22 protein-coding genes are annotated in these 24,676 nt (G+C 71.8%); 12 read left to right on the top strand and 10 right to left on the bottom strand.

Features of this window, described 5'->3' with window-relative positions; all coding sequences use genetic code 11:
- Nucleotides 1–11 precede the first annotated feature (11 nt).
- The 6 genes from kdpF to FBZ33_RS01450 all read left to right on the top strand — a co-directional run bounded on the left by kdpF (nt 12) and on the right by FBZ33_RS01450 (nt 8,152).
- Nucleotides 12–101, top strand: a complete 90-nt coding sequence (kdpF, locus tag FBZ33_RS01425) for a K(+)-transporting ATPase subunit F (RefSeq protein ID WP_088951295.1) — start codon at nt 12–14, stop codon at nt 99–101.
- On the top strand, nt 101–1,756 hold the full coding sequence (kdpA, locus tag FBZ33_RS01430) for a potassium-transporting ATPase subunit KdpA (protein ID WP_141907734.1): 1,656 nt from the start codon (nt 101–103) through the stop codon (nt 1,754–1,756). The genes kdpF and kdpA overlap by 1 nt, the downstream gene beginning before the upstream one ends.
- A gap of 20 nt (nt 1,757–1,776) precedes the next feature.
- Nucleotides 1,777–3,972: a potassium-transporting ATPase subunit KdpB gene (gene kdpB, locus FBZ33_RS01435; RefSeq protein WP_141907735.1), complete on the top strand. Its 2,196-nt coding sequence runs from the start codon at nt 1,777–1,779 to the stop codon at nt 3,970–3,972.
- The gene (locus tag FBZ33_RS01440) at nt 3,972–4,853 is read left to right on the top strand and encodes a potassium-transporting ATPase subunit C (protein WP_141907736.1); all 882 of its coding nucleotides are present in this window, start codon (nt 3,972–3,974) and stop codon (nt 4,851–4,853) included. Before kdpB ends, FBZ33_RS01440 begins: the two co-directional genes overlap by 1 nt.
- A 72-nt stretch (nt 4,854–4,925) precedes the next feature.
- Nucleotides 4,926–7,475: a DUF4118 domain-containing protein gene (locus FBZ33_RS01445; RefSeq protein ID WP_141907737.1), complete on the top strand. Its 2,550-nt coding sequence runs from the start codon at nt 4,926–4,928 to the stop codon at nt 7,473–7,475.
- Nucleotides 7,472–8,152, top strand: coding sequence for a response regulator (locus tag FBZ33_RS01450; protein WP_088951300.1), 681 nt, complete (start codon nt 7,472–7,474; stop codon nt 8,150–8,152). Before FBZ33_RS01445 ends, FBZ33_RS01450 begins: the two co-directional genes overlap by 4 nt.
- Here the strand turns inward: FBZ33_RS01450 and FBZ33_RS01455 are convergent.
- Together FBZ33_RS01455 and FBZ33_RS01460 are read right to left on the bottom strand one after the other, a co-directional pair.
- On the bottom strand, nt 8,140–8,547 hold the full coding sequence (locus FBZ33_RS01455) for an SAV_915 family protein (RefSeq protein WP_141907738.1): 408 nt from the start codon (nt 8,545–8,547) through the stop codon (nt 8,140–8,142). The two genes, FBZ33_RS01450 and FBZ33_RS01455, sit on opposite strands and share 13 nt — an antisense overlap.
- Nucleotides 8,544–8,954 carry a hypothetical protein gene (locus FBZ33_RS01460; RefSeq protein WP_141907739.1) on the bottom strand — a complete coding sequence of 137 codons (411 nt, stop codon included), beginning with the start codon at nt 8,952–8,954 and terminating at the stop codon, nt 8,544–8,546. Before FBZ33_RS01460 ends, FBZ33_RS01455 begins: the two co-directional genes overlap by 4 nt.
- A 164-nt stretch (nt 8,955–9,118) precedes the next feature.
- Here FBZ33_RS01460 and FBZ33_RS01465 point away from each other — a divergent pair, with 164 nt between their 5' ends.
- The gene (locus FBZ33_RS01465; RefSeq protein ID WP_141907740.1) at nt 9,119–9,871 is read left to right on the top strand and encodes a dienelactone hydrolase family protein; all 753 of its coding nucleotides are present in this window, start codon (nt 9,119–9,121) and stop codon (nt 9,869–9,871) included.
- Nucleotides 9,872–9,889: 18 nt separating this feature from the next.
- Here the strand turns inward: FBZ33_RS01465 and FBZ33_RS01470 are convergent, their stop codons facing one another.
- The 8 genes from FBZ33_RS01470 to FBZ33_RS01505 all read right to left on the bottom strand — a co-directional run bounded on the left by FBZ33_RS01470 (nt 9,890) and on the right by FBZ33_RS01505 (nt 17,049).
- On the bottom strand, nt 9,890–10,993 hold the full coding sequence (locus FBZ33_RS01470) for an L-dopachrome tautomerase-related protein (protein ID WP_141907741.1): 1,104 nt from the start codon (nt 10,991–10,993) through the stop codon (nt 9,890–9,892).
- Nucleotides 10,994–11,110: 117 nt separating this feature from the next.
- Complete coding sequence (locus tag FBZ33_RS01475) at nt 11,111–11,992, bottom strand: SMP-30/gluconolactonase/LRE family protein (RefSeq protein WP_141907742.1); 882 nt, start codon at nt 11,990–11,992, stop codon at nt 11,111–11,113.
- 20 nt (nt 11,993–12,012) lie between these two features.
- Nucleotides 12,013–12,954: a sugar kinase gene (locus FBZ33_RS01480; RefSeq protein WP_141907743.1), complete on the bottom strand. Its 942-nt coding sequence runs from the start codon at nt 12,952–12,954 to the stop codon at nt 12,013–12,015.
- Nucleotides 12,951–13,571, bottom strand: coding sequence for a bifunctional 4-hydroxy-2-oxoglutarate aldolase/2-dehydro-3-deoxy-phosphogluconate aldolase (locus FBZ33_RS01485; RefSeq protein ID WP_141907744.1), 621 nt, complete (start codon nt 13,569–13,571; stop codon nt 12,951–12,953). The genes FBZ33_RS01480 and FBZ33_RS01485 overlap by 4 nt, the downstream gene beginning before the upstream one ends.
- A 10-nt stretch (nt 13,572–13,581) precedes the next feature.
- Complete coding sequence (locus FBZ33_RS01490; protein ID WP_141907745.1) at nt 13,582–14,421, bottom strand: hypothetical protein; 840 nt, start codon at nt 14,419–14,421, stop codon at nt 13,582–13,584.
- On the bottom strand, nt 14,415–15,560 hold the full coding sequence (gene dgoD, locus FBZ33_RS01495) for a galactonate dehydratase (protein ID WP_141907746.1): 1,146 nt from the start codon (nt 15,558–15,560) through the stop codon (nt 14,415–14,417). Before dgoD ends, FBZ33_RS01490 begins: the two co-directional genes overlap by 7 nt.
- A complete protein-coding gene (locus tag FBZ33_RS01500) occupies nt 15,557–16,267 on the bottom strand; it encodes a FadR/GntR family transcriptional regulator (RefSeq protein WP_088951310.1) in 711 nt (236 codons plus the stop codon). Before FBZ33_RS01500 ends, dgoD begins: the two co-directional genes overlap by 4 nt.
- Nucleotides 16,268–16,302: 35 nt before the next feature.
- Nucleotides 16,303–17,049: an SDR family NAD(P)-dependent oxidoreductase gene (locus tag FBZ33_RS01505; protein WP_141907747.1), complete on the bottom strand. Its 747-nt coding sequence runs from the start codon at nt 17,047–17,049 to the stop codon at nt 16,303–16,305.
- A 159-nt stretch (nt 17,050–17,208) separates the two neighbouring features.
- Here FBZ33_RS01505 and FBZ33_RS01510 point away from each other — a divergent pair, with 159 nt between their 5' ends.
- Genes FBZ33_RS01510 through FBZ33_RS01530 form a run of 5 tightly spaced genes read left to right on the top strand, consistent with a single transcriptional unit; the run spans nt 17,209 to nt 24,587 of the window.
- On the top strand, nt 17,209–18,504 hold the full coding sequence (locus FBZ33_RS01510; RefSeq protein ID WP_141907748.1) for an ABC transporter substrate-binding protein: 1,296 nt from the start codon (nt 17,209–17,211) through the stop codon (nt 18,502–18,504).
- Nucleotide 18,505: 1 nt separating this feature from the next.
- On the top strand, nt 18,506–19,423 hold the full coding sequence (locus tag FBZ33_RS01515; protein WP_088951313.1) for a carbohydrate ABC transporter permease: 918 nt from the start codon (nt 18,506–18,508) through the stop codon (nt 19,421–19,423).
- On the top strand, nt 19,423–20,244 hold the full coding sequence (locus FBZ33_RS01520) for a carbohydrate ABC transporter permease (protein ID WP_141907749.1): 822 nt from the start codon (nt 19,423–19,425) through the stop codon (nt 20,242–20,244). Before FBZ33_RS01515 ends, FBZ33_RS01520 begins: the two co-directional genes overlap by 1 nt.
- Nucleotides 20,241–22,328, top strand: a complete 2,088-nt coding sequence (locus FBZ33_RS01525; protein WP_141907750.1) for an alpha-galactosidase — start codon at nt 20,241–20,243, stop codon at nt 22,326–22,328. The genes FBZ33_RS01520 and FBZ33_RS01525 overlap by 4 nt, the downstream gene beginning before the upstream one ends.
- 45 nt (nt 22,329–22,373) lie before the next feature.
- Nucleotides 22,374–24,587 (top strand): glycoside hydrolase family 27 protein, encoded by a 2,214-nt coding sequence (locus tag FBZ33_RS01530; protein ID WP_141907751.1) that lies wholly within the window; start codon nt 22,374–22,376, stop codon nt 24,585–24,587.
- Nucleotides 24,588–24,676 lie beyond the last annotated feature (89 nt).

Consider the following 24,676-nt stretch of genomic DNA (forward strand, 5'->3'; position numbering starts at 1 on the left):
GTGGAGAAGCTGTGAACGCGGTCAACGCCGTCGGTCTGGTGCTCGCGATCGTCCTGGGCGCGTTCCTGTTGTTCGCCCTGCTGTTTCCGGAGCGCTTCTGATGACCATGACAACAGCGGGCGTCATCTTCATCGTGACGCTGGTGGCGGCCCTCGTCGCCGTCTACAAGCCGTTCGGTGACTACATGTTCCGGGCGGTCGCCGGGACGAAGCAGTCGCGGGTCGAGAGGGGCATCTTCCGGCTGGTCGGGGTCAACCCCGCCGCCGAGCAGACCTGGGGGGTGTACGCCCGCAGCGTGCTGGCGTTCTCCGCGGTCTCGATCCTGTTCCTGTACCTGTTCCAGCGGGTGCAGAACCACCTGTGGCTGTCCCTGGGCTTCGACCCGGTGGTGCCGCACGGCGCGTGGAACACGGCCGTGTCGTTCGTGACCAACACGAACTGGCAGTCGTACTCGGGTGAGTCGACCATGGGTCACCTGGTGCAGATGGCCGGCCTGGCGGTGCAGAACTTCACCTCCGCGGCGGTCGGTGTCGCGGTGGCGGTCGCCCTGGTACGCGGCTTCGCCCGTAGCCGGACCGGGCAGCTCGGCAACTTCTGGGTCGACCTGACCCGGATCGTGCTGCGGATCCTGCTGCCTATCGCCGTGCTCGGCGCCATCGCGCTGATGATCGGCGGCGTGGTGCAGAACCTCTCTGGCGGCACCGACGTGACCACGCTGACCGGCGGCACCCAGACGATCACCGGTGGTCCGGTCGCCAGCCAGGAAGTGATCAAGGAGCTGGGCACCAACGGCGGCGGCTTCTACAACGTCAACAGCGCCCACCCGTTCGAGAACCCCACCAGCTGGACGAACTGGCTGGAGATCTTCCTGATCTTCCTGATCCCGTTCAGCCTGCCCCGGGTCTTCGGCCGGATGGTCGGGCAGAACCGGCAGGGCTACGCCATCGCCGCGGTGATGGGCATCCTGGCCGTCGCCAGCGTCGCCATCACCAACATCTTCGAGCTGACCGGCCACGGCACGGTGCCGCAGGCGGTCGGCGCTGCCCTGGAGGGCAAGGAGGTGCGGTTCGACGTCTCGAACTCGGCCACCTTCGCCGCCGCCACGACGCTGACCTCGACCGGTGCGGTGAACTCGTTCCACGACTCGTTCACCTCGCTCGGCGGCATGATGACGATGGTCAACATGATGCTCGGCGAGGTCGCGCCGGGCGGCACCGGCTCCGGGCTGTACGGCCTGCTCATCCTCGCGGTGATCACGGTCTTCGTGGCCGGCCTGATGGTGGGCCGCACCCCGGAGTACCTGGGCAAGAAGATCAGCTCGCGGGAGATCAAGTTCGCCTCGCTCTACTTCCTGATCACGCCGATCCTGGTGTTGACCGGTACGGCGGCCGCGTTCGCCACCGGCAACAACTCCACGGCGCTCAACGTCGGCCCGCACGGCCTCTCCGAGGTGCTGTACGCGTTCACCTCGGCCAGCAACAACAACGGCTCGGCCTTCGGCGGCATCACTGTCAACACCACCTGGTGGGACACCGCGCTCGGGTTGTGCATGCTGCTGGGCCGGTTCCTGCCGATCATCTTCGTGCTCGCGTTGGCCGGCTCGCTGGCCCGCCAGGCACCCACCCCCGCGTCCGAGGGCACCCTGCCGACCCACCGACCGCTGTTCATCGGCATGGTCGTCGGCGTCACCGTGGTCCTCGTCGCGCTGACCTTCCTGCCCGCGCTGGCGCTCGGCCCGCTGGCAGAGGGGCTCTGACCATCATGAGGAACGAGGACATGTCCATCACGTCCGCCCCGACAGAGCAACTCCCCGGCACGCCCGCCACCCAGGGCAACCGGATCGGCGGGGGCCTGCTCGACCCTAAGCAGCTCATCCGGTCCCTCCCGGACGCGGTACGCAAGCTCAACCCGACCACGCTGTGGCGCAACCCGGTGATGCTGATCGTGGAGGTCGGCGCGGCCTTCACCACCGTCCTGGCGGTGATCGACCCGTCGGTGTTCGCCTGGGCGATCACCATCTGGCTGTGGCTGACCGTGGTCTTCGCCAACCTCGCCGAGGCGGTCGCCGAGGGCCGGGGCAAGGCCCAGGCCGCCGCGCTGCGGCAGGCCAAGCAGGACACCATCGCCACCCGGCTGATCGACTGGAAGCCCGGCGCACGGGCCAACACCTACCGGGACGAGGCGGTGCCCGCCCCCGCGCTGCGTCAGGGCGACATCGTGCTCATCGAGGCGGGCGGCATCATCCCCGGCGACGGCGACATCGTCGAGGGCATCGCCAGCGTCGACGAGTCGGCAATCACCGGCGAGTCGGCCCCGGTCATCCGGGAGTCCGGTGGTGACCGCAGCGCGGTCACCGGTGGCACCAAGGTGCTCTCCGACCAGATCATCGTGAAGATCACGCAGAAGCCGGGGGAGAGCTTCATCGACCGGATGATCGCCCTGGTCGAGGGCGCCAACCGGCAGAAGACGCCGAACGAGATCGCGCTGAACATCCTGCTCGCCGCGCTCACGGTCATCTTCCTGCTGGCCGTTGTCACCCTCCAGCCGCTGGCGATCTTCTCCAAGGCGTACCAGGCGGCCGCGCCGGACAGCGGGGCGATCACCGGTTCCGGTGTCACCGGGGTCGTGCTGGTCTCGCTGCTGGTCTGCCTGATCCCGACCACCATCGGCGCCCTGCTCTCCGCCATCGGCATCGCCGGCATGGACCGGCTGGTGCAGCGCAACGTCCTCGCCATGAGCGGACGGGCCGTCGAGGCGGCCGGTGACGTCAACACCCTGCTGCTGGACAAGACCGGCACCATCACGCTGGGCAACCGGCAGGCCGCCGAGTTCGTACCAGTCGAGGGCGTCACGGCCGCGACCGTGGCCGACGCCGCGCAGCTGTCCAGCCTGGCCGACGAGACCCCGGAGGGGCGCTCGGTGGTCGTACTGGCGAAGAACGAGTTCGGGCTGCGCGAGCGGGAGCCCGGCGTGATGCCGCACGCCACGTTCGTACCGTTCACCGCGCAGACCCGGATGAGCGGCGTCGACATGGCGCCGGAGGCCAGCGTGGACGGCGGGGCCTCCGGAACGGGGCGTCGGGTCCGCAAGGGTGCCGCCGCCGCGGTGATGAAGTGGGTACGGGAGAACGGCGGCCATCCGACCGAACAGGTCGGCGAGATCGTGGACGCGATCAGCGGCACCGGCGGCACCCCGCTGGTGGTCGCCGAGCACATCGACGGTGAACCCGCCCGCGCCCTGGGCGTCATCCACCTCAAGGACGTCGTCAAGTCCGGCATGCGCGAGCGGTTCGACGAGATGCGCCGGATGGGCATCCGGACCGTGATGATCACCGGTGACAACCCGCGCACCGCGAAGGCCATCGCCGACGAGGCCGGGGTGGACGACTTCCTGGCCGAGGCCACGCCGGAGGACAAGCTCGCGCTGATCAAGCGGGAGCAGGAGGGCGGCCGGCTGGTCGCGATGACCGGTGACGGCACCAACGACGCGCCGGCGCTCGCCCAGGCCGACGTCGGGGTGGCCATGAACACCGGTACGTCGGCCGCCAAGGAGGCCGGCAACATGGTCGACCTCGACTCGGACCCGACCAAACTGATCGAGATCGTGGAGATCGGCAAGCAGTTGCTGATCACCCGTGGCGCGCTGACCACGTTCAGCATCGCCAACGACATCGCGAAGTACTTCGCGATCATCCCGGCCATGTTCGCCGGCCTCTACCCGAGCCTGGACGCGCTGAACATCATGCGGCTGTCCAGCCCGGAGTCGGCGATCCTGTCCGCGGTCATCTTCAACGCCCTGGTGATCATCGCGCTGATCCCACTCGCCCTGCGGGGCGTGCGGTACCGGCCGGCGGCCGCGTCGAAGCTGCTCAGCCGCAACCTGCTGGTCTACGGGCTGGGCGGCATCATCGTGCCGTTCATCGGGATCAAACTCATCGACCTGCTCATCCAGTTCATCCCGGGGATTTCGTGATGCGCCTACCGACCTGGATCGCCCAACACCTCGCCGCGCTGCGCGCCGTACTCGTCTTCACGGTGCTGCTCGGCCTGGTCTACCCGCTGGCCCTGGTGGCGCTCGGTCAGCTGCCCGGCCTCAACCACAAGGCCGACGGCTCGCTGATCACCGTGGGCGGGGACACCGTCGGCAGCGCGCTGATCGGCCAGTCCTTCACCGACGCGGACGGCAACCCCGTCGCCCGCTACTTCCAGTCCCGCCCGTCCGCCGCTGGCGACGGCTACGACCCGACGTCCACCTCGGCCAGCAACCTGGGCCCGGAGAGCGTGGTCGACACCATCGCCACCGACCCGGAGGAGTCCAGCGAGAGCCTGCTCACCCAGGTGTGCGGGCGCAGCAAGTCCGTCGGTGAACTCAACGGCGTCGACGGCCGGCGCCCCTACTGCACCGACGACGGGGTGGGCGCCGTGCTCGCGGTCTTCCGCGCCGACGGTCTGACCGGCCCGGTCACCCGGGTGGTCAGCGTCAACCAGGCTGCCCCGGCCACTCCGTTCGTCACCGAGTACGAGGGTGTCGCTGTGGAGCCGGCCCAGCCCGGCGAGGACTACGTGGCCGCCGGCGGGGTGGTCACCCCGATCCGCGGCGACGCGCCCGCCGAGCCGGCAGTGCCCGCCGACGCGGTCACCGCCAGCGGCAGCGGTCTCGACCCGCAGATCAGCCCGGCGTACGCCGAGTTGCAGGTGAACCGGGTCGCGCGCGAGCGTGGCGCGGACCCGGCGGCGGTCCGCAAGCTGGTCAAGGAGCACACCGACGGGCGCGGGCTCGGCTTCATGGGTGCGCCGGGTGTCAACGTGTTGGAGCTCAACATCGCCCTCGACAAGCAGTTCGCCGCGCGCTGAGCGCACTCTGGGCGGGGCCGTGCCAACCGGGCGCGGCCCCGCCCGCCGATCTGACCAGGGAGGATGGTCCCCGTGCCACGCGGAGAACTGCGCATCTATCTCGGGGCCGCCCCCGGCGTCGGTAAGACGTACGCCATGTTGGAGGAGGCCCAACGGCGGGCCGCGCGCGGCACCGACGTGGTGATCGGCTTCGTGGAAACCCACGGTCGCCAGCACACCGCCGCGATGCTCGCCGACCTGGAGCAGGTGCCCCGCCGCACGATGGAGTACCGGGGCGTCGAGTTCACCGAGATGGACCTCGACGCGGTGCTGGCCCGCCGGCCGGAGATCGCGGTGGTCGACGAGTTGGCGCACAGCAACGTGCCCGGTTCCCGGCATGACAAGCGCTGGCAGGACATCCAGGAGCTGCTCGACGCGGGGATCGACGTGCTGTCCACGGTCAACGTGCAGCACCTGGAGTCGGTCAACGACGTCGTCGCGCAGATCACCGGCACCACCCAGCGGGAGACCGTGCCGGACGAGATCGTCCGCGCCGCCGAGCAGGTCGAGCTGGTCGACATGACCCCCGAGGCGCTGCGTCGGCGGATGGCGCACGGCAACATCTACCGACCCGACAAGATCGACGCCGCGCTGGGCAACTACTTCCGGGTCGGCAACCTCACCGCGCTGCGCGAACTGGCGCTGATCTGGCTGGCCGACAAGGTCGACGAGCAGCTCGACCGCTACCGCAGCCAGCAGGGCATCGCCGCCACCTGGGAGGCCCGGGAACGGGTCGTGGTGGCACTGACCGGTGGCCCGGAGGGCGAGACGCTGATCCGGCGCGCGGCCCGGGTCGCGGCCCGCAGCAAGGGCGCCGACCTGCTCGCCGTGCACGTGGCCCGCAGTGACGGCCTGGCCGGCGCCGACCCGGCCCAACTGGCCCGTCAGCGAGTGCTCGTGGAGAGTCTGGGTGGCACGTACCACCAGGTGCTCGGCACCGACGTACCAGCTGCGCTGCTGGACTTCGCCCAGGGCGTGAACGCCACCCAGCTGGTGCTCGGCGCCAGCCGCCGGGGTCGCCTCGCGCAGATCTTCGCCCGGGGCGTCGGGGTGACCACCACAGCGCTGTCCGGGTCGATCGACGTGCACCTGGTCACCCACAAGCAGGCCGGCAAGGGCCGTCGAGCCATGGCCGTGCCGGCGGCGCTGTCCCGGCGTCGACGGCTGCTGGGCTTCGGTCTGGCCGCGCTGGGGATGCCGCTGCTCACCCTGCTGCTGAGGACACTGCCCGACCTGACGCTGACCAACGACATCCTGCTGTTCCTCGCCGGGGTCGTCGGTGTCGCGCTGGTCGGTGGGGTGTGGCCGGCCCTGGTCGCCGCGCTCGGCGGCTCGCTGCTGCTCAACTGGTTCTTCACACCGCCCTACCGCACGTTGACCATCGCCGAGGCCGACAACCTGCTCGCCCTGGCCGTCTTCGTCGCCGTGGCGCTGGCGGTGAGCTGGGTCGTCGACGTGGCCGCCCGACGCACCCGGGAGGCCGCCCGCGCCGCCGCCGACGCGCAGACCCTCGCCGCCCTCGCCGGTGGCGTGCTGCGCGGCGAACGCCCACTTCCCGCACTGCTGGAACAGCTCCGGGAGACCTTCGGGCTGCGCGCCGTGAGCGTCCTGGAGCTGGCCGAGGACGCCAGCGGGCGCCCCGAACGGGCCCGCGAGGAACACGCCTGGTGTGTCGTGGCCAGCGTCGGCGAGAGCCCGCCCTGCACACCCGAAGGCGGTGAGACGACGGTACCGGTCGACGACCGGATCACCGTCGTGCTCTGCGGCCGACGGCTGGAGGCCGCCGACCGGCGCATCGTCGAGGCGTTCGCCGCCCAGGCCGCCGTGGCGCTGCGCCAGGAGCGGCTCGCCGAGGAGGCCGCCACCGCCCGGCCGCTGGCCGCCGCGGACCGGATGCGCACCGCGCTGCTCGCCGCGGTCAGCCACGACCTGCGTACGCCGCTGGCGTCGGCGAAGGCGGCGGTGACCAGCCTGCGCAGTCACGACATCGAGTTCGACGAGGCCGACCGTGAGGAGTTGCTGGAGACCGCCGAGGAGTCGCTGGACCGGCTCGCCCGGCTGGTCGGCAACCTGCTGGACATGAGTCGGCTCCAGGCCGGTGTCCTCGGCATCACGGCCACGGCGATCGGCCTGGAGGACGCCGTACCCCTGGCGTTGGACGAACTTGGCCCGGCGGCCGCGACGGTCGGCACGGACATCCCGGCCGACCTGCCGGCAGCCACCGCCGATCCGGGCCTGCTGGAACGGGTGCTGGTCAATATCGTCGCCAACGCGCTGCGCTACAGCCCGCCGGACCAGCCGCCCACGATCACCGCCAGCGCGCACGCCGGCCAGGTGGAGCTGCGGGTGATCGACCGGGGGCCGGGCATCCCGGAGGACCAGTGGGAGCACGTCTTCCTGCCGTTCCAACGCCTCGGCGACCGGGACAACCAGACCGGTGTCGGTCTCGGACTCGCCCTGTCCCGAGGGTTGGCCGAGGCGATGGGTGGCAGCATCACCCCGGAGACCACGCCCGGCGGTGGGCTCACCATGGTGCTGCGGTTGCCCGCCGCGCCGACCAGCTCGGAGGGGTCGCAGGAATGACGCGCATCCTGGTCGTCGACGACGAACCGCAGATCCTGCGCGCCCTGCGGATCAACCTGCGGGCCCGCCGGTACGACGTGGACGTCGCCGCGACCGGCGCCGCCGCGCTGAAGGCCGCCGCCAGCCACCCGCCCGACCTGGTGGTGCTGGATCTTGGTCTGCCCGACATCGACGGGGTGGAGGTGATCCGCGGCCTGCGCGGATGGACCGCCGTGCCGATCATCGTGCTCTCCGGCCGGGCCGGCAGCGAGGACAAGGTCGCGGCGCTCGACGCGGGCGCCGACGACTACGTCACGAAGCCGTTCGGGGTGGAGGAACTGCTGGCCCGCATCCGTGCCGTCACCCGTCGCCTCGGCGGGCCCAGCGAGGCGGTGCCGGCGTTGCGGATCGGCCAGCACACCGTCGACCTGGCCGACCACAGCGTGCGGCGCGACGACGGCACCGAGGTCAAGTTGACCCCGATCCAGTGGAGCGTGCTGGAGAAGCTGCTGCGTCACCCCGGCAAGCTGGTCAGTCAGCGTCAGCTCCTCCAGGACGTGTGGGGGCCGGAATACCAGAACGAGACCAACTACCTGCGGCAGTACCTGGCCCAGCTGCGGCGCAAGCTGGAAGACGACCCAGCCCGCCCCCGCCACCTCATCACCGAGCCGGGAATGGGCTACCGCTACCGCCCCTGACTCGTTGACACCCGCCTGCGGACATCGCGTACTCCGGTGGGGTGAGCACCCGGAGCGTCGATCGGACGGGCGACGGTCTTCGGCTCCAGCGGCGGCGCCACCAGCAGCGGGTCGACCTGGATCACCTCAATGCCGAGCGGGCGCAGCATGCCGCGCAGCGCCGACTCGCACAGCTCCTCCCACTGCTGGTCGGCGCCCATCGCGGTTACCAGCAGCTCGGGTCGGGTGAAGGCGATGCCCACCTGTTGCCCCTGTGGCGAACGGCCGGTCCGCACCGTCCGCACCCCCAGCCGCCCCGGCAGATCGCGCACCGGAACGGCGTAAATTATCGGGGCCTCGTCCATGGTCGGGTTGGTCCTTTCCGAAAGGAAGCGGTCGTCGGTGGGGCGGCTCATGCGGCGGACACCGCCCACGCCGGCGCGTCCTTCCCGGTACACGGGTCGGCCGGCGTGGTCAGGTCGAGCGCGCGGAGGATGTAGTTGGCCACAGCGACCTCCACCCCGGCGCGGCGGCGCAGGTCGGCCACGGCGCGGTGCAGCATCGTCATGCTGTCGGCGGAGAGCCGCACCACGGCGTCGACGTCGGCGGCGATCCACCACGCGTCGACGGCGCAGGGCTCGTGCCGCAGGTACTCCACCAGGTGACTGCCGGGCGCGGACGGGCCGAGCCGGACGCTGACCAGCGCCTCGTGCCGCCGTACCGGCTCTTCCGCGCTGGTCGCGGGCTCGCCGGGGCCGTTGTCTGTGTCGGTGCCGGCTGGCGATCCACCGCGTTCCCAGCGTGTCATCCGCCAAGGACTCATGGACCCATCGTCGCCACCGGACGGCGGTGGAGCACCCGTCGATACGCGCTTTCGACGGGTCACCGCCAATTCTTGACGCCGCGTTCACGCGGCTGCCAGGCCGGCCCACAGACACGGGGAGTAGCGTTCCGGACGGACCAAGATCGGCGTACGAGGAGGCTCCTGTGCAGACGACGGTGGACATCCCGACCAGTGACGGAGTGGCGGACGCGTCCCTCATCCGGCCCGACGAGGACGGCCCGTTCCCGGCGGTACTGCTCTTCATGGATGCCTTCGGGCCGCGTCCGCGCCTGGTGGAGATGGCGGAGCGGATCGCCGAGCGCGGTTACCTGGTGCTGACGCCCCACCTGTTCTACCGGGGCGGCCGGGCACCGATGTTCGACCTTTCCCGGCTCGGTGAGGCCGACCAGCGCGGCGCGCTCTTCGCGAAGATCGCGCCGCTGGCCCAGGCGCTGACCCCCGAGGCGATCAGCCGGGACACCGCCGCGTACCTCGACTTCCTGGCCGCCCGCGACGACGTCCGGCCGGGCCCGATCGCGATCACCGGCTACTGCCTGGGCGGCACCAACGCGCTGCGGGCCATCGAGGCGCACCCCGACCGCATCGCGGCCGTCGCCAGCTTCCACGGCGGGCACCTCGTCACGGACGCGCCGGACAGCCCGCACCGAGGCGTCGGCTCGATCACCGGCGAGGTGTACTTCGGGCACGCCGACGCCGACCAGTCGATGACGCCGGAGCAGATCGCCACGCTGGAGCAGGCGCTCGACGCCGCCGGCGTGCGCTACCGCTCCGAGGTGTACGAGGGTGCCCACCACGGCTTCACCATGGCCGACACCCCCATGTACGACGAGAAGGCCACCGAGCGTCACTGGGCCGCCCTGTTCGACCTCCTGGACCGGGCCCTGCCCGCGAGTTGACGAGCGAGCCGGCCCGGATCAGCGGCGCAGCAGCACCGGGCCGGCGTCGATGCGGGTGCGGAACAGCGCGTACGGCTTGCGCCGGAGGTCCTGGCCCCGCTGGTACTGCGGCTGGCGGTGCAGTTGGTTGGCGGTGACGTAGAGGTACCCGTCGGTGGCCACCGACATGGTGTCCGGCCAGAGCAGCCGCGGATCGTGGACCAGCGTCTCGTACTCGCCGTCGGGCAGTCGACGCAGCACCGCGTTGTGCTCGTACGAGGTCAGGTAGAGCCGCCCCGCGTCGTCGCTCTCCAACCCGTCCGAGGCGGTGCCCCGGTCGCCCTCGTCGACGACTGTCTCCGCGACCGCCTCCTGTGTGACGCCCGGGTCGGCCAGCGCCTCGGTGGACACGCTGTGCAGGCGCCGGGATGCCAACGGGCAGTAGTAGAGCCGGGTGCCGTCGGCGGAGATGGCGATGCCGTCGCAGCCCATGCTCACCGGCTTCGGTGGGCCGTCCGCCGGGCGTTCGAGGAACGGTCGGCCCTCGACCACCGGACGGAACGACGTCAGCGGCTCCGCCTTGGTGGACGGGTGGTCGTGCAGCCGCCGCCAGGACGCACCGCTGGCCAGGTCCACCACGATGATCCCGTTCGGGCCGGAGTCCGCCGAGTCGGTGATGTACGCGATCCCCGCCTCACCCCGCCGCAGGTCGAAGCGGACGTCGTTGAGGTACGTCGTCGGCAGCGCCACGTCCGCCGGGAAGGTGATCACCTGGGCCACCGTGTCGGTGTCCAGGTCGACGCGGACCAGCTTCGGGCCGCCCGGTTTCGTGGGCTGGAACATCGGGCTGCCGGTGTCCAGCACCCAGAGCCGGTCGGCCGGGTCGACCACGATGCTCTGCACCGACACGAACGCGCCCGCGTCGTCGTCGCCGGACGGGTCGTTCCACTGCTGGTCGGGGTAGGGCACCTCCTGGCCGTCGCGCAGCTCGACGACGGTGGCCGGCACCTCGTCGCCCCACTTGGGGAAGTTGACGAAGATTCGGCCCTGGTGCGAGACGCTCACGCCGGTCGGCATGGGGCCGGTGAAGGTGTGCACCAGCTCCAACTCGCCGACCGGCTCGTCGCCGACCGGCCCGTTCATGACTCCCGCCCCATGGTGCTCATCGTCCCGCCCCCTGCCAGTCGGCCCGTTGTCCCGCTTCGGCGGGACTATTCCCGCCCCGGCGTCCGATATGCCTGCGGCCAGCTGTGCCTGCGGTCAGCTCGGGGGCGCGGTGGCGCCCGCGGCGGGCAGGCCGGGGACCTCGACGTCCACCGCGAGCAGCGCGCCGTCCGCCGGGCCGACGGTGTCCAGCCCCACGCGGGCGGTGCCGACGAAGAGTCGGCGCAGGTCGGGGCCGCCCAGGCAGATGCCGGCCGGCTGCTTCGCCGGTAGCCGGATCTGCCGGTCGAGGCTGCCGTCGGGACGGTAGCGGCGTACCGCGGAACCGCCCCACAGTGCGATCCAGAGATGGCCGGCCGCGTCCACCGTCATGCCGTCGGGCCCGCCGTCGGCGGAGGAGATCCGCAGGAACGGCTCCCGCCCGTGCAGGGCCCCGGTCTCCGGGTCGACGGTGAACCGGTCGATGGCGCCAAGCGGCGTGTCGGCCAGGTACATGGTGGTGCCGGCGGCGTCGAAGGCCGGCCCGTTGGGGATGGTCAGCCCGGTCACCGCGGGCACCGGCTCGGCGCCCGGGGTGAGGCGGAACAACGTGCCTCCGCCGGGCACGGCGGCGTACGTCATGCTGCCGGCCCAGAAGCGGCCGTGCGGGTCGGCGACCGCGTCGTTCATCCGGGTCGGCTCGGGTGCCTCACCGACCAGGTCGGCGACCGGTCGGGGGTCTCCGGCGGTGGTGAGCACTGTGATGCCGGTCCCGGCGGCGGCCAGCCAGTCGCCGGGTCGGCCGGTCACCGGGGCGACCGCGCCGAGCGGGACATCCAGGCGGCGCAGCTCCCGCAGCGGGGTCGGGGCGTCGCCGTCGGTCTCCAGCAGTCGCCCGGCCAGCAGGTCGACCAGGACCAGCCGGTCGTCGACCCAGCGCAGCCCCTCGCCCAGCTCCAACCGGTCGGTGCTCCAGATGGTCGGCTCGGTCAGCTCCATGGTGGTCCTCCAAAGGATCGTCAGCGGACGGTACCGCCGGGGCCATGGTCGAGCAGCGCCAGCTCGGCCCGGTCGGGCAGGCCCTCCCAGTCGCCCCGGGTGGCCACCGCGAACGCCCCGGTGGTGACGGCCCGGTCCAGCCGGCGCGGGACGTCGGCTCCATCGAGCCAGCCGGAGAGCAAGCCGGCCACGAAGGCGTCACCTGCGCCGACGGTGTCCACCACCGGCACCGTCCGGGCTGGACGGCGCACCACGCCGGTCGCGCTGTGGCTGGTCGCTCCGCCGGCACCGTGCTTGACCACGACCTCGGTGACGCCGGCCGAGAGCAGCGCCGGGACCGGGTCGGAGGCGCCGGTCAGCACGGCCAGCTCGTCGTCGGAGGCGACCACCAGATCGATCAAGGGCAGCAGCGGTCGTAGCGCGTCGGCCGCCTCGGTGACCGACCAGAGCCGCTGCCGGTGGTTGACGTCCAGGCAGACGGTGGTGCCGGCCGCGTGGGCGCGCCGGACGGCCTCCACCACGGCCTGGTACGGCTCGACGCCGAGCGCGCAGGTGATGCCGGTGACGTGCAGCAGCCGGGGTGGAGGCCCGGGCGCGTCGAAGGCGCGGGTCACGTCGACCGGGCGCAGCCGGGAGCCGGCGGAGCCAGCGCGGTGGTAGGTGACCCGGTTGATGTCGGCGACCCGGTTCTCGAAGAGGATCAGGCCGGTCGGAGCGGTCGGGTCGACCCGGGACCAGCGCAGGTCGACACCCTCGGCGCGCAGCGTACGGCGGACCAGTTCGCCGGGCTCGTCGGCGCCGGTGACCCCGATCCAGGCGGCCTGGTGGCCGAGCCGAGCCAACCCGATCGCCACCGTCGACTCGGACCCGGCGACGGAGATCCCGGCGGTGCCGCCCAGTCGCAGCGGCCCGGTGGTGCGGAAGGCCGCCATCGTCTCGCCGAGCGTGAGCAGGTCGGTCATCGCCGGACCGCCGCGAGGAAGGTCGCGGCGCGCTCGCGCAGCGCCGCCGGGTCGCCACCGCGAACGGCGTCACCGAGCAGCGGGGAGCCGACGCCGACCGCGACCGCACCCCGGTCCAGGTACTGTCGCGCGCCGTCCGCGTCGACCCCACCGACCGGTACGAACGCGGTGCCGGGGAACGGGTCACGCAGCGCGCCGAGGTAGTCGGGCCCACCCAGGGAGGCCGGGAAGAGCTTGATCGCGGCGGCCCCACCGCTGCTGGCCTGCACCACCTCGGTGGGGGTGAGCGCGCCGGCGAGCACCGGCAACCCGAGCCGGCCACCTTCGGCGAGGCTGGCGGAGATCGCCGGGGTGACCAGGAAGGCGGCGCCCGCGTCGGCCGCCGCGCGGGCGTCCTCGGCGCTGAGCACGGTGCCCGCGCCCAGGGCGTAGTCAGGCCCGAGGGTGGCCCGGGCATGTCGGATGACGTCCAGCGCGTCGGCGCTGGTGAGCGAGACCTCGACCAGTGCGACTCCGCTCTCGGCCAGGGTGAGCACGGCGGTCAGCGCCGCCGCGGGGTCGGGGCCGCGCACGATCGCCAGCAGCCGGTGGGTACGCAACTCGTCGAGCAGGTTCATCGCGGTGTCCTCAGGGGGTGCGGTGGGCGGAGATGGTGAGTCGCCAGGCGATTTCACCGGCGGCGGGAACCACCGCCGCGTCGGACGGGCCGGCGTCGGCCAGGTCGAAGGCGGCGCCGAGCATCGGTTCGACCCCGATGCTGCGGTAGGGGCCGTTGGCCGGCCAGCCGCCCAGGTTGCGCCAGAGCGCGGTGCTGCGGGGCTGGTCAGCGCACTCCAGCTCCAGAGTCAGCCGGTCGGGGCCGTCGATCACCTGGACCCGGGGGCAGTCGAGCAGCACCGCGCCGAGCGCCGTCCCGTCGTCCGGGCCGAAGGTGTCCAGCGTCAGCCCGGCGGGGGCCGGCCACGCCCCGGTGAGCCACGGGGCGTTCGTGGGCCAGGTGCCCGACGGCAGGAACGCGGCGGCCTCCGGGTGCAGCCGGGTCGGCGTGCCGGCGGGTGCGTCGAGGCTGGCTGCGGGGGACAGGTCGAGCAGGGCGTGCGCCGCCCAGACGAACCGGTGACCGGGGTCGGCGGACAGTCGGTAGTCGGCCACCACCACGCCGCCTTCGTCGGTGATCCGGCGGCTCACTGTGAACGTCGGCCGCTGGATCACCAGCGTGTCGGGGCCGGCGCTGTGCCAGGGCCGCGACCACACCTCGCCGTGGTCGGGTCGACCGCGCACTGTGGGCAGGCACTCCTCCAGGCCGCCGGCGTCGACGAACGCGTCGTCGGGGCGTACCTCGTGACGGCCGGGCTCCGGGCCGCGCCACAGCCACTCCCGACCGCCGCCGTGCAGGCTGGTCCACCGGCCGCCGTGCGCCGCGTCGTACGCCACCCGCAGCGGCACCGGCGTCGCACCGGTCACCATTCCGCGAACGACCCGTCGGCGTGCTGCCAGACCGGGTTACGCCAGGTGTGCGGGGTCTGCGCGGCCTTGCGGACCGCCGCCTCGTCCACAGTGATGCCCAGGCCGGGCCGGTCGAAGCGGGCGATGTGCCCGTCCACGAACCGGAACGGCTCCGGGTCGATCAGGTAGTCCAGCAACTCCGAGCCGGCGTTGTAATGGATGCCGATGCTCTGCTCCTGGATCAGGAAGTTCGGCGTCGCGAAGGCCACCTGGAGGCTCGCCGCCAGGGAGATCGGGCCGAGCGGGCAGTGCGGGGCGAGCAACGCGCCGTACGTCTCGGCCAGCGCGGCGATCCGGCGGACCTCGGAGATCCCACCCGCGTGCGACAGGTCCGGCTGGACCACGGCGACTCCGGCCTGCAACGGGCCGAGGAACTCGGAGCGGCCGTAGAGCCGCTCGCCGGTGGCCACCGGGATCGGTGTGCTGGCGACGATGTCGCGTAGGTGGTGGGCCTGGTCGGGCAGGACCGGCTCCTCCACGAAGAACGGGCGCAGGGAGACCAGTTCGGGCAGGATCCGGCGTACGGTGGCCATCCCGGCCCGGCCGTGGAAGTCCAGCGCGATGTCCCGGTCGGGGCCGAGCACCTCGCGGGCTGCGGCGACCCGGCCGACGATCGCGTCCACCTCGGCAGAGGTGGGGATGGGGGAGAGTCGCCCGCAGGCGTTCATCTTGACGCCGGTGAGACCGGCGGCGACCTGCGCGGCGGCGGCGTCGGCCACCTCGTCCGGCTCGTCCCCGCCGATCCACGAGTAGATCCGCACCCGGTCACGTACGGGCCCGCCGAGCAGCGCGTGCACCGGCGCGCCGTACGCCTGCCCGGCGATGTCCCAGAGTGCCTGGTCGAGACCGGCGACGGCGCTGGAGAGGATCGGGCCGCCCCGGTAGAAGCCGCCCTTGGTGAGCACCTGCCAGTGCTGTTCGATGCGCAGTGGATCGGCGCCGATCAGGTGTTCGGCGAGCACCTCGACGGCGCTGCGCACCACTTCGGCGCGCCCCTCCACCACCGGTTCGCCCCACCCGACCAACCCGTCGTCGGTCTCCACCCGGCAGAACAGCCACCGTGGCGCGACCAGGAAGGTCTCGATCCGCTCGATCTTCACTGACTGCCCCTTCGTCCCCGTGCCTTCTCGACGTCGCGGACGGCCTTGTCCAGCAACTCACGCATGGCGGTCTCGGCCGCCGTCTCGTCTCGCTCGCGCAGCCCGTCGACTACCGCACGGTGGCTGGGCACCGGGTCGTCGTGCGCGTCACCGCCGTGCACCAGCCGGTCCCGTTCGGCGAGCCCGGTCTCCATCACCACCTCCATCCGCTCCAGCAGCTCGTTGTGGGTGGCGGCGAGCAGCGCGCGGTGGAAGGCGAGGTCGGCGGCGATGGCGGCGGCGGGATCACCGATGGCGTCGGTCATCTCGGCGAGTGCCTGGTCGAGGGCGGCCAGGTCGTCCTCGGTCGCACGGGTGGCGGCCAGTCGCGCGGCGGCGGGCTCGATGATGGCGCGTACCTCGTGCAGCTTTTCGAGCAGGCGCTCGTCGGGGCCCTCGGCGAACTGCCAGCGGATCACGTCACCGTCGAGCAGGTTCCAGTCCGCGCGGGGCCGCACGAATGTGCCGCGCTTCTGCCGGGCGTCGACGATGCCCTTCGCGGAGAGGACCTTCAGCGCCTCGCGTAGCGCGGTCAGGCTGACGCCGAACTCCTCCTGCAACGCGACGATGTTCAGGGTCGCGCCGACGGCGATCTCGCCGGTGAGGATGCGACGGGCGATCGCTTCGACGGTCTGCCCGTGGACGCCGCGGCGTGCGTACTGTGCCAATGCTCCTGGCCTTTTCGCTGGTCGGTATCGATCTCTCAGGCCGAGGCTTTCACCGCTGTCCAGCCACCGTCCACCACGAGGCTCGCGCCGGTGACGTAGGCGGCGTCCGGTGAGGCGAGGAAGGCGACCGTCGAGGCCACCTCGTCGGGCGTGCCGAAGCGCTTCGCCACGGTTTCGGCGACGCTACGCTGCCGGTCCTCTTCGGACACGTCGGCCCAGGCGCCGGTGAGGATGGGCCCGGGCAGCACGGTGTTGACCCGCACCTGTGGGCCGTACTCCACGGCGAGTTGGCGGCCGAGCGCGACCAGGCCGCCCTTGGCCGCGGCGTACGCGGGTCGGCCGGGCAGCCCGACCAACGCGTGCACCGAGGAGATCAGCACCACCGCGCCCGAGCGGGCCCGCAGGTCGTCCAGGCAGGCGCGGACGCCGAGGAACGAGCCGGTGAGGCTGACGCCGAGCTGGTCGTCCCAGGACTGCCGGCTGGTCTCGTGCGCCGGAGCGACCTGCACGGCGTACGCGGTGCTGACGAGGATGTCGATCGGGCCGAGGCTCGCTCGTGCCGCCGACACCGCGGCCGTCCAGTCGCTCTCCTCGCTGACACTGCCCATTACGGACAGTGCTCGGTGACCGGCGGCGGTCAGCTCGTCGGCCAGCGGGGTCGGATCCTGGACGTCGAGCAGCGCGAGGGCTGCACCCTCGGCGGCGAGCCGCCGGGCGATGGCCGCGCCGATCCCGCCCATAGCGCCAGTGACCAGCGCGTTCTTGCCTTCAAGCCGACGCATAGGCTGATCCACCTGACCCTCACCTTGATCTCATCTAATCATTAATTACTAAGATATCTTGACAGCCGGCGGCGGCCGATGCAACCTTCTCGTCACAGCATTCACATGGACGACACACTGCGCAGTGACGCTGCGTGTCGTAGAGGAAGGGATACCTCCGTGAGCGACTTCGACCCCGGTCGCCGGCGATTCCTTGGTCACCTTGGGCTCGCCGGCATGGGCGCGCTCGGCGCCAGCTCGTTCCTCAGCGCGTGCGCCAGCTCCGCCAGCGGGCCGACGACGAGCAACGGCTCGGGCGCGGTCACCATCCAGTCCAACCTCTCCTCGCCGCAGGCCAAGGCCGCGATGGAGAAGCTGATCGAGAATTTCAACGCGCAGGGCAAGGGCACGGCGAGCCTCAACACGATCGCCTCGGAGACCTTCCGGACCCAGCTGCCGACGTACCTGACCTCGGCGAACCCGCCGGACCTCTACACCTGGTACGCGGGCTCGGTCGCCAACGACTACGCCAGCAAGAACCTGTTGCTGGACGTCTCCGACGTCTGGAAGTCGCTGGGCGACTACCCCCAGTCGCTGCGCACCCTCTCCACCGATGCCAGCGGCAAGCAGATCCTCGTGCCGATGAACAACTACTGGTGGGGCTTCTTCTACCGCAAGTCCAACTTCGCCAAGTGGGGCGTGCAGGAGCCGAAGACCTGGACCGACTTCCTGGCGCTGTGCGAGACGCTGAAGAGCAAGGGCATCCCGCCGATCGGCATCGGCCTCGGCGACACCCCGTGGGTGGCCTCGGCCTGGTTCGACTACCTCAACATCCGGATCAACGGCGCGCCGTTCCACCGCGAGTTGCTCGCCGGCAAGCAGCGCTTCGACGACCCCAGGGTCAAGGCGGTCTTCACCCGCTGGCGCGAGGCCCTGCCCTACTTCGACCCCAAGGGCAAGGCGTACCCGTTCCAGGAGGCGACCACAGCGCTGCTGGCCGGCAAGACCGGCATGTTCCTGATCGGCACGTTCTTCGCCGACGCGGCACCGAAGGACGCCCTCGGTGACCTGGACTTCTTCCGGTTCCCGATCATCGACCCGGCGGTGCCGCTGGCCGAGGAGGCCCCGACGGACGGCTTCTTCGCCAGCGCGAAGACCGCCAACCCGACCGGCACCAGGGCCCTGCTCAGCTACCTCTCCGGGGTCGAGGCCCAGGAGGCGTACGTCAAGGCCAGCTCGGGCATCGTCCTGCCGGCCAACCCCAGGGCCAAGGCGTCCGACTCGCCGCTGGTGGTCAAGGGCAAGGCGATGCTCGACGAGGCCAAGGAGCTGACCCAGTTCTTCAACCGCGACTCCAGTGACGCACTCCAGCCGACCGCGGACACCGCGCTGACCAAGTTCATCGACAAGCCGGACCAGATCGACGCGATCCTGCGGGAGTGGCAGGCCGGCGCCGAGAAGGTCTTCAAGGGCTGACGTGACAGCAACGATCTCCACGACCTCGGTCACCCCCACCCGGCGGCGGCGACGGTCGGCCCGGCTGTCGCCGCTGCTGGTGGCGTTCGTCCTCGTGCCGTTCGCGGTCGAGAGCATCTGGGTCTTCTGGCCGGCGCTCCAGGGCTTCTGGTTCTCCCTCACCCGCTGGGACGGCATGTCGTCGCCGACCTTCGTCGGCACGGACAACTACGTCGAGCTGGCCGGTGACGCCACCTTCCGAGGCGCGCTGGTCAACACGGTGATCTGGCTGGTGCTCTTCGGTGGTCTCTCCGTGCTGGGTGGCTTCGGCATGGCGCTGGTCCTGCAGAAGGAGCGGCGCTGGGTCGGCTTCTACCGGGCCGCGCTGTTCACCCCTGTGGTGTTCTCACTGGTGGTGACCGCGCTGGTCTGGCGGGTCTTCTACCAGCCCGACGGCATCGCCGACACGTTGCTGCGGGCCGTCGGCCTGGAGCACCTGATCCGGCCCTGGCTCGCCGACCCGCAGACCGCCCTCTACGCGGTGATCCTGCCCGCCCTGTGGCGGCAGATCGGCTACGTGATGGTGCTGTTCCTGGCCGGGCTGAAGGCGATCGACCCGGCGCTGCACGAGGCCGCCCGGATGGACGGCGCCAACGCCTGGCAGCGGCTGCGGCACGTCACGATCCCCCAGCTCAAGGGCGTCAACGCCGTCGTGCTGTCGGTCATCGTGATCGACTCGCTGCGCTCGTTCGACATCGTCTGGTCGCTGACCAAGGGTGGGCCGTACCACTCCTCGGAGCTGCTCAGCACCTACATGTACTCGACAGCGTTCCAGAGCCTGCGGCTGGGTTACGCCTCCGCGATCGCCGTGGTGATCTTCGTGCTCGCGCTGGCCGTCATCCTCGGCTACCTGGTCCGCGCGTTCCGGGAGGAAGCGTGATGAACAAGCTCCGTACCGGGGCCTTCCACACCGGCATGGTCCTGCTCTCGCTGCTCTGGCTCGGTCCGGTGCTCTGGGTCGTGGTGATGTCCACCCGGTCGTTCGACGACATCGCCGCACACGGCGTGGGCAGCCTGCCGCGGTCGTTCACGCTGGACACCTACCGACAGGCGTGGACCGACGGCGGCGAGCTGCGCGCCCTGATCAACAGCATGCTGGTCGCCGTCCCGTCGGTGGCGTTGAGCCTGGGGCTGGCCGCGATGGCCGCGTTCGCGCTGAGCCGCTTCCGGATCCCCGGCCGACGCACCATCCTGCTGCTGATGCTCGCCGGCAACCTGCTGCCACCGCAGATCCTGCTCATCCCGGTGGCGAAGTTCAGCGAGCTGACCGGCCTGTACGACACGCTCTGGGCGCTGATCGCGGTGCAGGTCGGCTTCGGGCTCGGCTTCTACACCTTCGTCCTGCACGGCTTCATGCGGGACCTGCCGGGCGAGATCCAGGAGGCGGCCACCATCGACGGCGCCGGTACGGCGCAGATCTTCACCAGGGTGATGCTGCCACTGACCCGGCCGGCGCTCGCCGCTCTCGGGGCGCTGTCCTTCACCTGGATCTTCAACGACCTGCTCTGGGCGATCACCGTGCTGCGTACCGACGACAACATGCCGGTCACCCCGGCGCTGCTCGCCCTCCAGGGCCAGTTCGTCTCGTCCTGGAACGTGATCGCCGCCGGCACCGTCATCGCGGCCGTCCCCACCGTCGCGGTCTTCCTGCGCTTCCAGCGGCACTTCGTCTCCGGCCTGGCGCTTGGAGCGGTCAAGTGACCGCCGCGCTCGCGCAGTGTTGGACGCTGCGCGGCACGCACACCGAGTACACAGTCACCGTGCCGGCGCACGGCCGCTGGCTGGAACTGGTCGCGTGGGGGCCGCACGGCGTCTCCGACGGGCCGTCGCCGGTCGCCTACGACGGCCCGGTGCCGTTCCTCACCGCCGGGGACGCCGCCCCCATCGAGTACGCCACCGACGCCGACCGGCCGTTCACCGGCGCGGACCTGGTGGTGGAGACCGTGACCGGGCAGCGCCGGGTGGGCTTCACGCACACCGGCGTACGGGTCGACGCCGACCAGCGGGAGCTGGCCGTCGACTTCGCCGACGCGGTGACCGGGCTGCGCGCCACGGTGCACTACCGGGTGCCCACCGGCACCGATGTGGTGCAGCGGTGGGTCGAGCTGACCAACGGCGGCTCCGCCCCGCTGCAGGTGGTCCGGGCCGGGTCGGGCGGGTTCTGCGTACCGACGCCGCACGGCGCGCTGCTCAGCCACCAGTGGGGGCAGTGGGCGCAGGAGTTCCAGCTCTCCCACGTCGAGCTGGGCCACGGCACCTTCAGCATCGGCAGCTCCCAGGGCGTACCCGGGCATCTGCACGTGCCCTGGCTGGCCGTGCGGGACACCGCCGAGCCGGCCGGTCCGACGTGGGGGATGGCGTTGGCCTGGACCGGTTCGTGGGAGATCAGCGCCGAGCGGGACACCGGCGGGCTGACCCGGGTCCGGGCCGGCCGACAGCTGGTCGACGGCCCGCTGGCGCTGGCCCCCGGCGAGGTGCTGGCCCTGCCGGTGGTCACCGGGGCGTACAGCCCGGACGGCCTGGACGGGCTGGCCCGGGTCTGGCACACCCACCAGCGGTTGCTCACCGCCGACCGGCTCACCCCACGTCCGGTGCTCTACAACTCGTGGGAGGCCACCTACTTCGCCGTCGAGGCGGAGAGCCAGCTCGCGCTCGCCCGGATCGCCGCCAACCTGGGCGTCGAGACGTTCGTGGTGGACGACGGCTGGTTCGTCGGCCGCGACGACGACACCGCCGGACTGGGTGACTGGACGCCCGACCCGGCGAAGTTCCCCGCCGGGTTCGACACGTTCATCGCCGACGTCCGCGCGCTCGGGCTGAACTTCGGGCTCTGGGTCGAGCCGGAGTGCGTCAACCCGAGGTCGACTCTCTACGCAGAGCACCCGGAATGGGTCTACTCCGTCGACGGTCGGCCGCTCACCCCCGTGCGCAACCAGTACCTGCTCGACCTGGGCCGGCCGGAGGTCGCCGAGTTCGTCCACTCCACGGTGGACGATCTGCTGCGCCGGTACGACATCGACTACCTGAAGTGGGACTTCAACCGGCCGCGTACCGAGCCGGGCCGGCCGGGCGGTGTCGGTCCGCTCGACCTGGACGGCGCCCACGTCGCCAACCTGCACCGGATCTACGAGCGGCTGCGCCGGGACCACCCCGGTGTGCTGATCGAGGCCTGTGCCGGCGGCGGCGCGCGGACCGACCTGACGATGGCCGCCCGCGCCGACGTGTTCTGGCCCAGCGACAACACCGGTCCACTCGACCGGCTGGCCATCCAGTACGGCTTCCTGCACGCCAACGCCCCGCACCTGCTCAGCTCCTGGGTCACCGACGCGCCCGGTCTGTTCGACAGTCGACCGCGAACCCTTGCATTCCGGTTCGTCCTGGCGATGGCCGGTGTGCTCGGCATCGGCGCGGACATCCGGGCCTGGACTCCCGAGGAACGGGCCGAGGCGGCCGGCTGGATCGCCCGGTACAAGCAGATCCGGGACGTCGTCACGCACGGCGAGGTGCACCTGATCGGTGGGCCCGACCAGGCCCGCTGCGCGGTGCAGTACACGGCGCCCGACGAGCGCCGGGTGGTCGTCCTGGCCTGGCACACCGGCCGGCTCGACGGCGCCGGCCTGCTGCCGTCGCGCCCGGTACGGCTGCCCCTGCGCGGCCTCGACCCGGCGGCCCGTTACCGACACGGCGACCGCCACTACTCCGGCAGTCACCTCGCCGCTGTCGGCCTGCCCGTGCAGTGGAGCCCGACCCATGACGCCGACCTCATCGTGCTGACCCGCGACTGAGGTCGGAGCACCACCACCCCACCCCCGAGGGACAGGAGTACCTCCATGCGCCTGAACCGACCGCTGACCGCTGCCCTGGCCGTGCTCGGCCTGGGCCTGGTCAGCCCGACGCCGGCACTGGCCGGCCCACCGCACACCGACCCACCCCAGGTCGGTCACGGGCCCGGCCGGCCCGGCCACGCCCCGGCCGCCACCGGCGCGGAGGACCAGGGCGCCCCGACGTTCTTCAACAGCGGCCTCGCCCCGACGCCCTACCAGGGCTGGAACACCTACTTCGGCCTCGGTGGCGATCCCACCGAGGCCGAGGTCAGGTCCGTCACCGACCACATGGTCCACAGTGGCCTGCGCGACGCCGGCTACACCTACGTCTGGATCGACGGCAACTGGGCCGCGCCCACCCCACGCAACGAGGCCGGTCAGCTCGTCGCCGACCCCGCCCGCTTCCCCGGCGGAATGGCCGCGCTGGCCGCGTACATCCACAGCAAGGGGATGAAGGCCGGCATCTACACCGACGCCGGCCCGTACCTGCCGGGGCAGTGCGGGCTCGGCAGCAACGGCCACTACCAGGCCGACGTCGCCCAGTTCGCCGGCTGGGGCTTCGACGCGCTCAAGGCCGACTGGCTCTGCGGCCGGGCCGCCGGCCTCGACCCGGAGGCCACCTTCCGTGAGCTGGCCGAGGCGGTACGCCAGTCGCCGCGGCCGATGCTGCTCAACATCTGCAACCCGGTCAGCTCCGACTGGGGTGGCGGCCCGTACACCCCGGAACAGCTCTCCACCTGGAGCTACACGTACGCGCCCACCATCGCCGACTCCTGGCGGACGTACACCGACGTGGGCCTGACCGACCCGAGCCCGCAGTGGGCGTACCCGTGGGTGCTACGCAACATGGACGTCAACGCGTACCACCCGGCGGCCACCGGGCCGGGGCACTACAACGACCCGGACTACCTGCTGCCGATGCGTCCACTGCCCGACGGCGGGTACGAGTTGAGCCTGGACGAGTCCAGGACGCAGCTCGGCATGTGGGCCATCATGGCCGCACCACTGGTGATCGGCTCCGACCCGCGTGGCCTGCCGGCGGAGATGATCTCGGCGTTGACCAACCCGGAGATCGTCGCGGTGGACCAGGACCCGCTGGTCCGACAGGGCGTCAAGGTCGCCGACACCGGCACCGACGCGCAGGTCTGGAGCAAGGTGCTCACCGGTTCCGGCAAGCGGGCCGTCGCGCTGCTCAACCGGCACGACACCGCTCAGCAGATCACTGTGAATTTCGCCGACGTCGCGCTCGGCGGGTCGGTGCGCGTCCGTGACCTGTGGTCCCGCGCTGACGTGGACGCCCAGCCCGGCTCCGCCGGAGTCCAGCCGTTCACCGGCTCGTACACCGTCGAGGTGCCGGCGCACGGCGTGGCCATGCTCGGTCTGACCGGCACCGACCAGGTTGCCGGCGCCAACCTCGGCGGCACCGCCAGCGCCAGCCCGGCGCTGGTCCGGGTGGACGACACGCACGCCGCCGCCTTCGTCCGCGACGCCTCCGGTGCGCTGGCGATGAACACCCGCACCGGTACGACGTGGGGCACGCGCTGGACCTCGCTCGGCGGCCCGGTCGGCGGCCGGATCCTCGGCCAGCCAGCCGCGTACGGCTCCGCCGGTGGCCGACTCGACGTCTTCGTCCGTGGCACCGACAACGCGGCCTGGCAGCGCAGTTACGTGGCCGGCAGCTGGGGGCCGTGGCGCAGCCTCGGTGGCACGCTGACCGACGCGCCCACTGTGGCGTGGACCAGCCCGACGCAGTGGACGCTCGTCGCCCGCGGTGTCGACGGCAAGCTCTGGTCGCGTAGGCCGAACGCCGGCTGGACCGGTGTCGGGGCTCCGGAGAACCGGCCGTTCCACGGTCGGCCGAGCGCGGTCGTCGACGACGCCGGCGTTCTGCACGTGGCGGTCCGCAGCCGCACCGACGAGGTGTGGTGGAGCAGCCGGACCGGCACCACCTGGTCCGCCTGGACCAACCTGGGCGGCACCACCAGTGGCAGCCCGACGTTGCTCGCCACGTCCGGCCGGGTCTACCTGTTCTCGTTGGCCGCCGACAACCGGCTCTGGCAGCGCAACCTGACCGACGGCGCCTGGGGTGGCTGGTTCCGGCGCGGTGAGTTCGCGACCGACGGGTTCCGGGGCGCGCCCGGGGCCGCCGCCGGTGCCAACGGCAGCGCCTGGCTGGCCGTACGCGGCGTGGACAACCGGGTGCACCAGGTCGTCCTCTGATCCACGGTGGCGGGCCGTCGTTGGGCGGCCGGCCACCCTGCACCATCCCGGCCCGATGCGCCAGGCCGGGACGAGTTCCCGGCATCGGC

Source organism: Micromonospora sp. A202, assembly GCF_006715105.1.
In the GTDB taxonomy this organism is placed as follows: domain Bacteria; phylum Actinomycetota; class Actinomycetes; order Mycobacteriales; family Micromonosporaceae; genus Micromonospora; species Micromonospora zamorensis.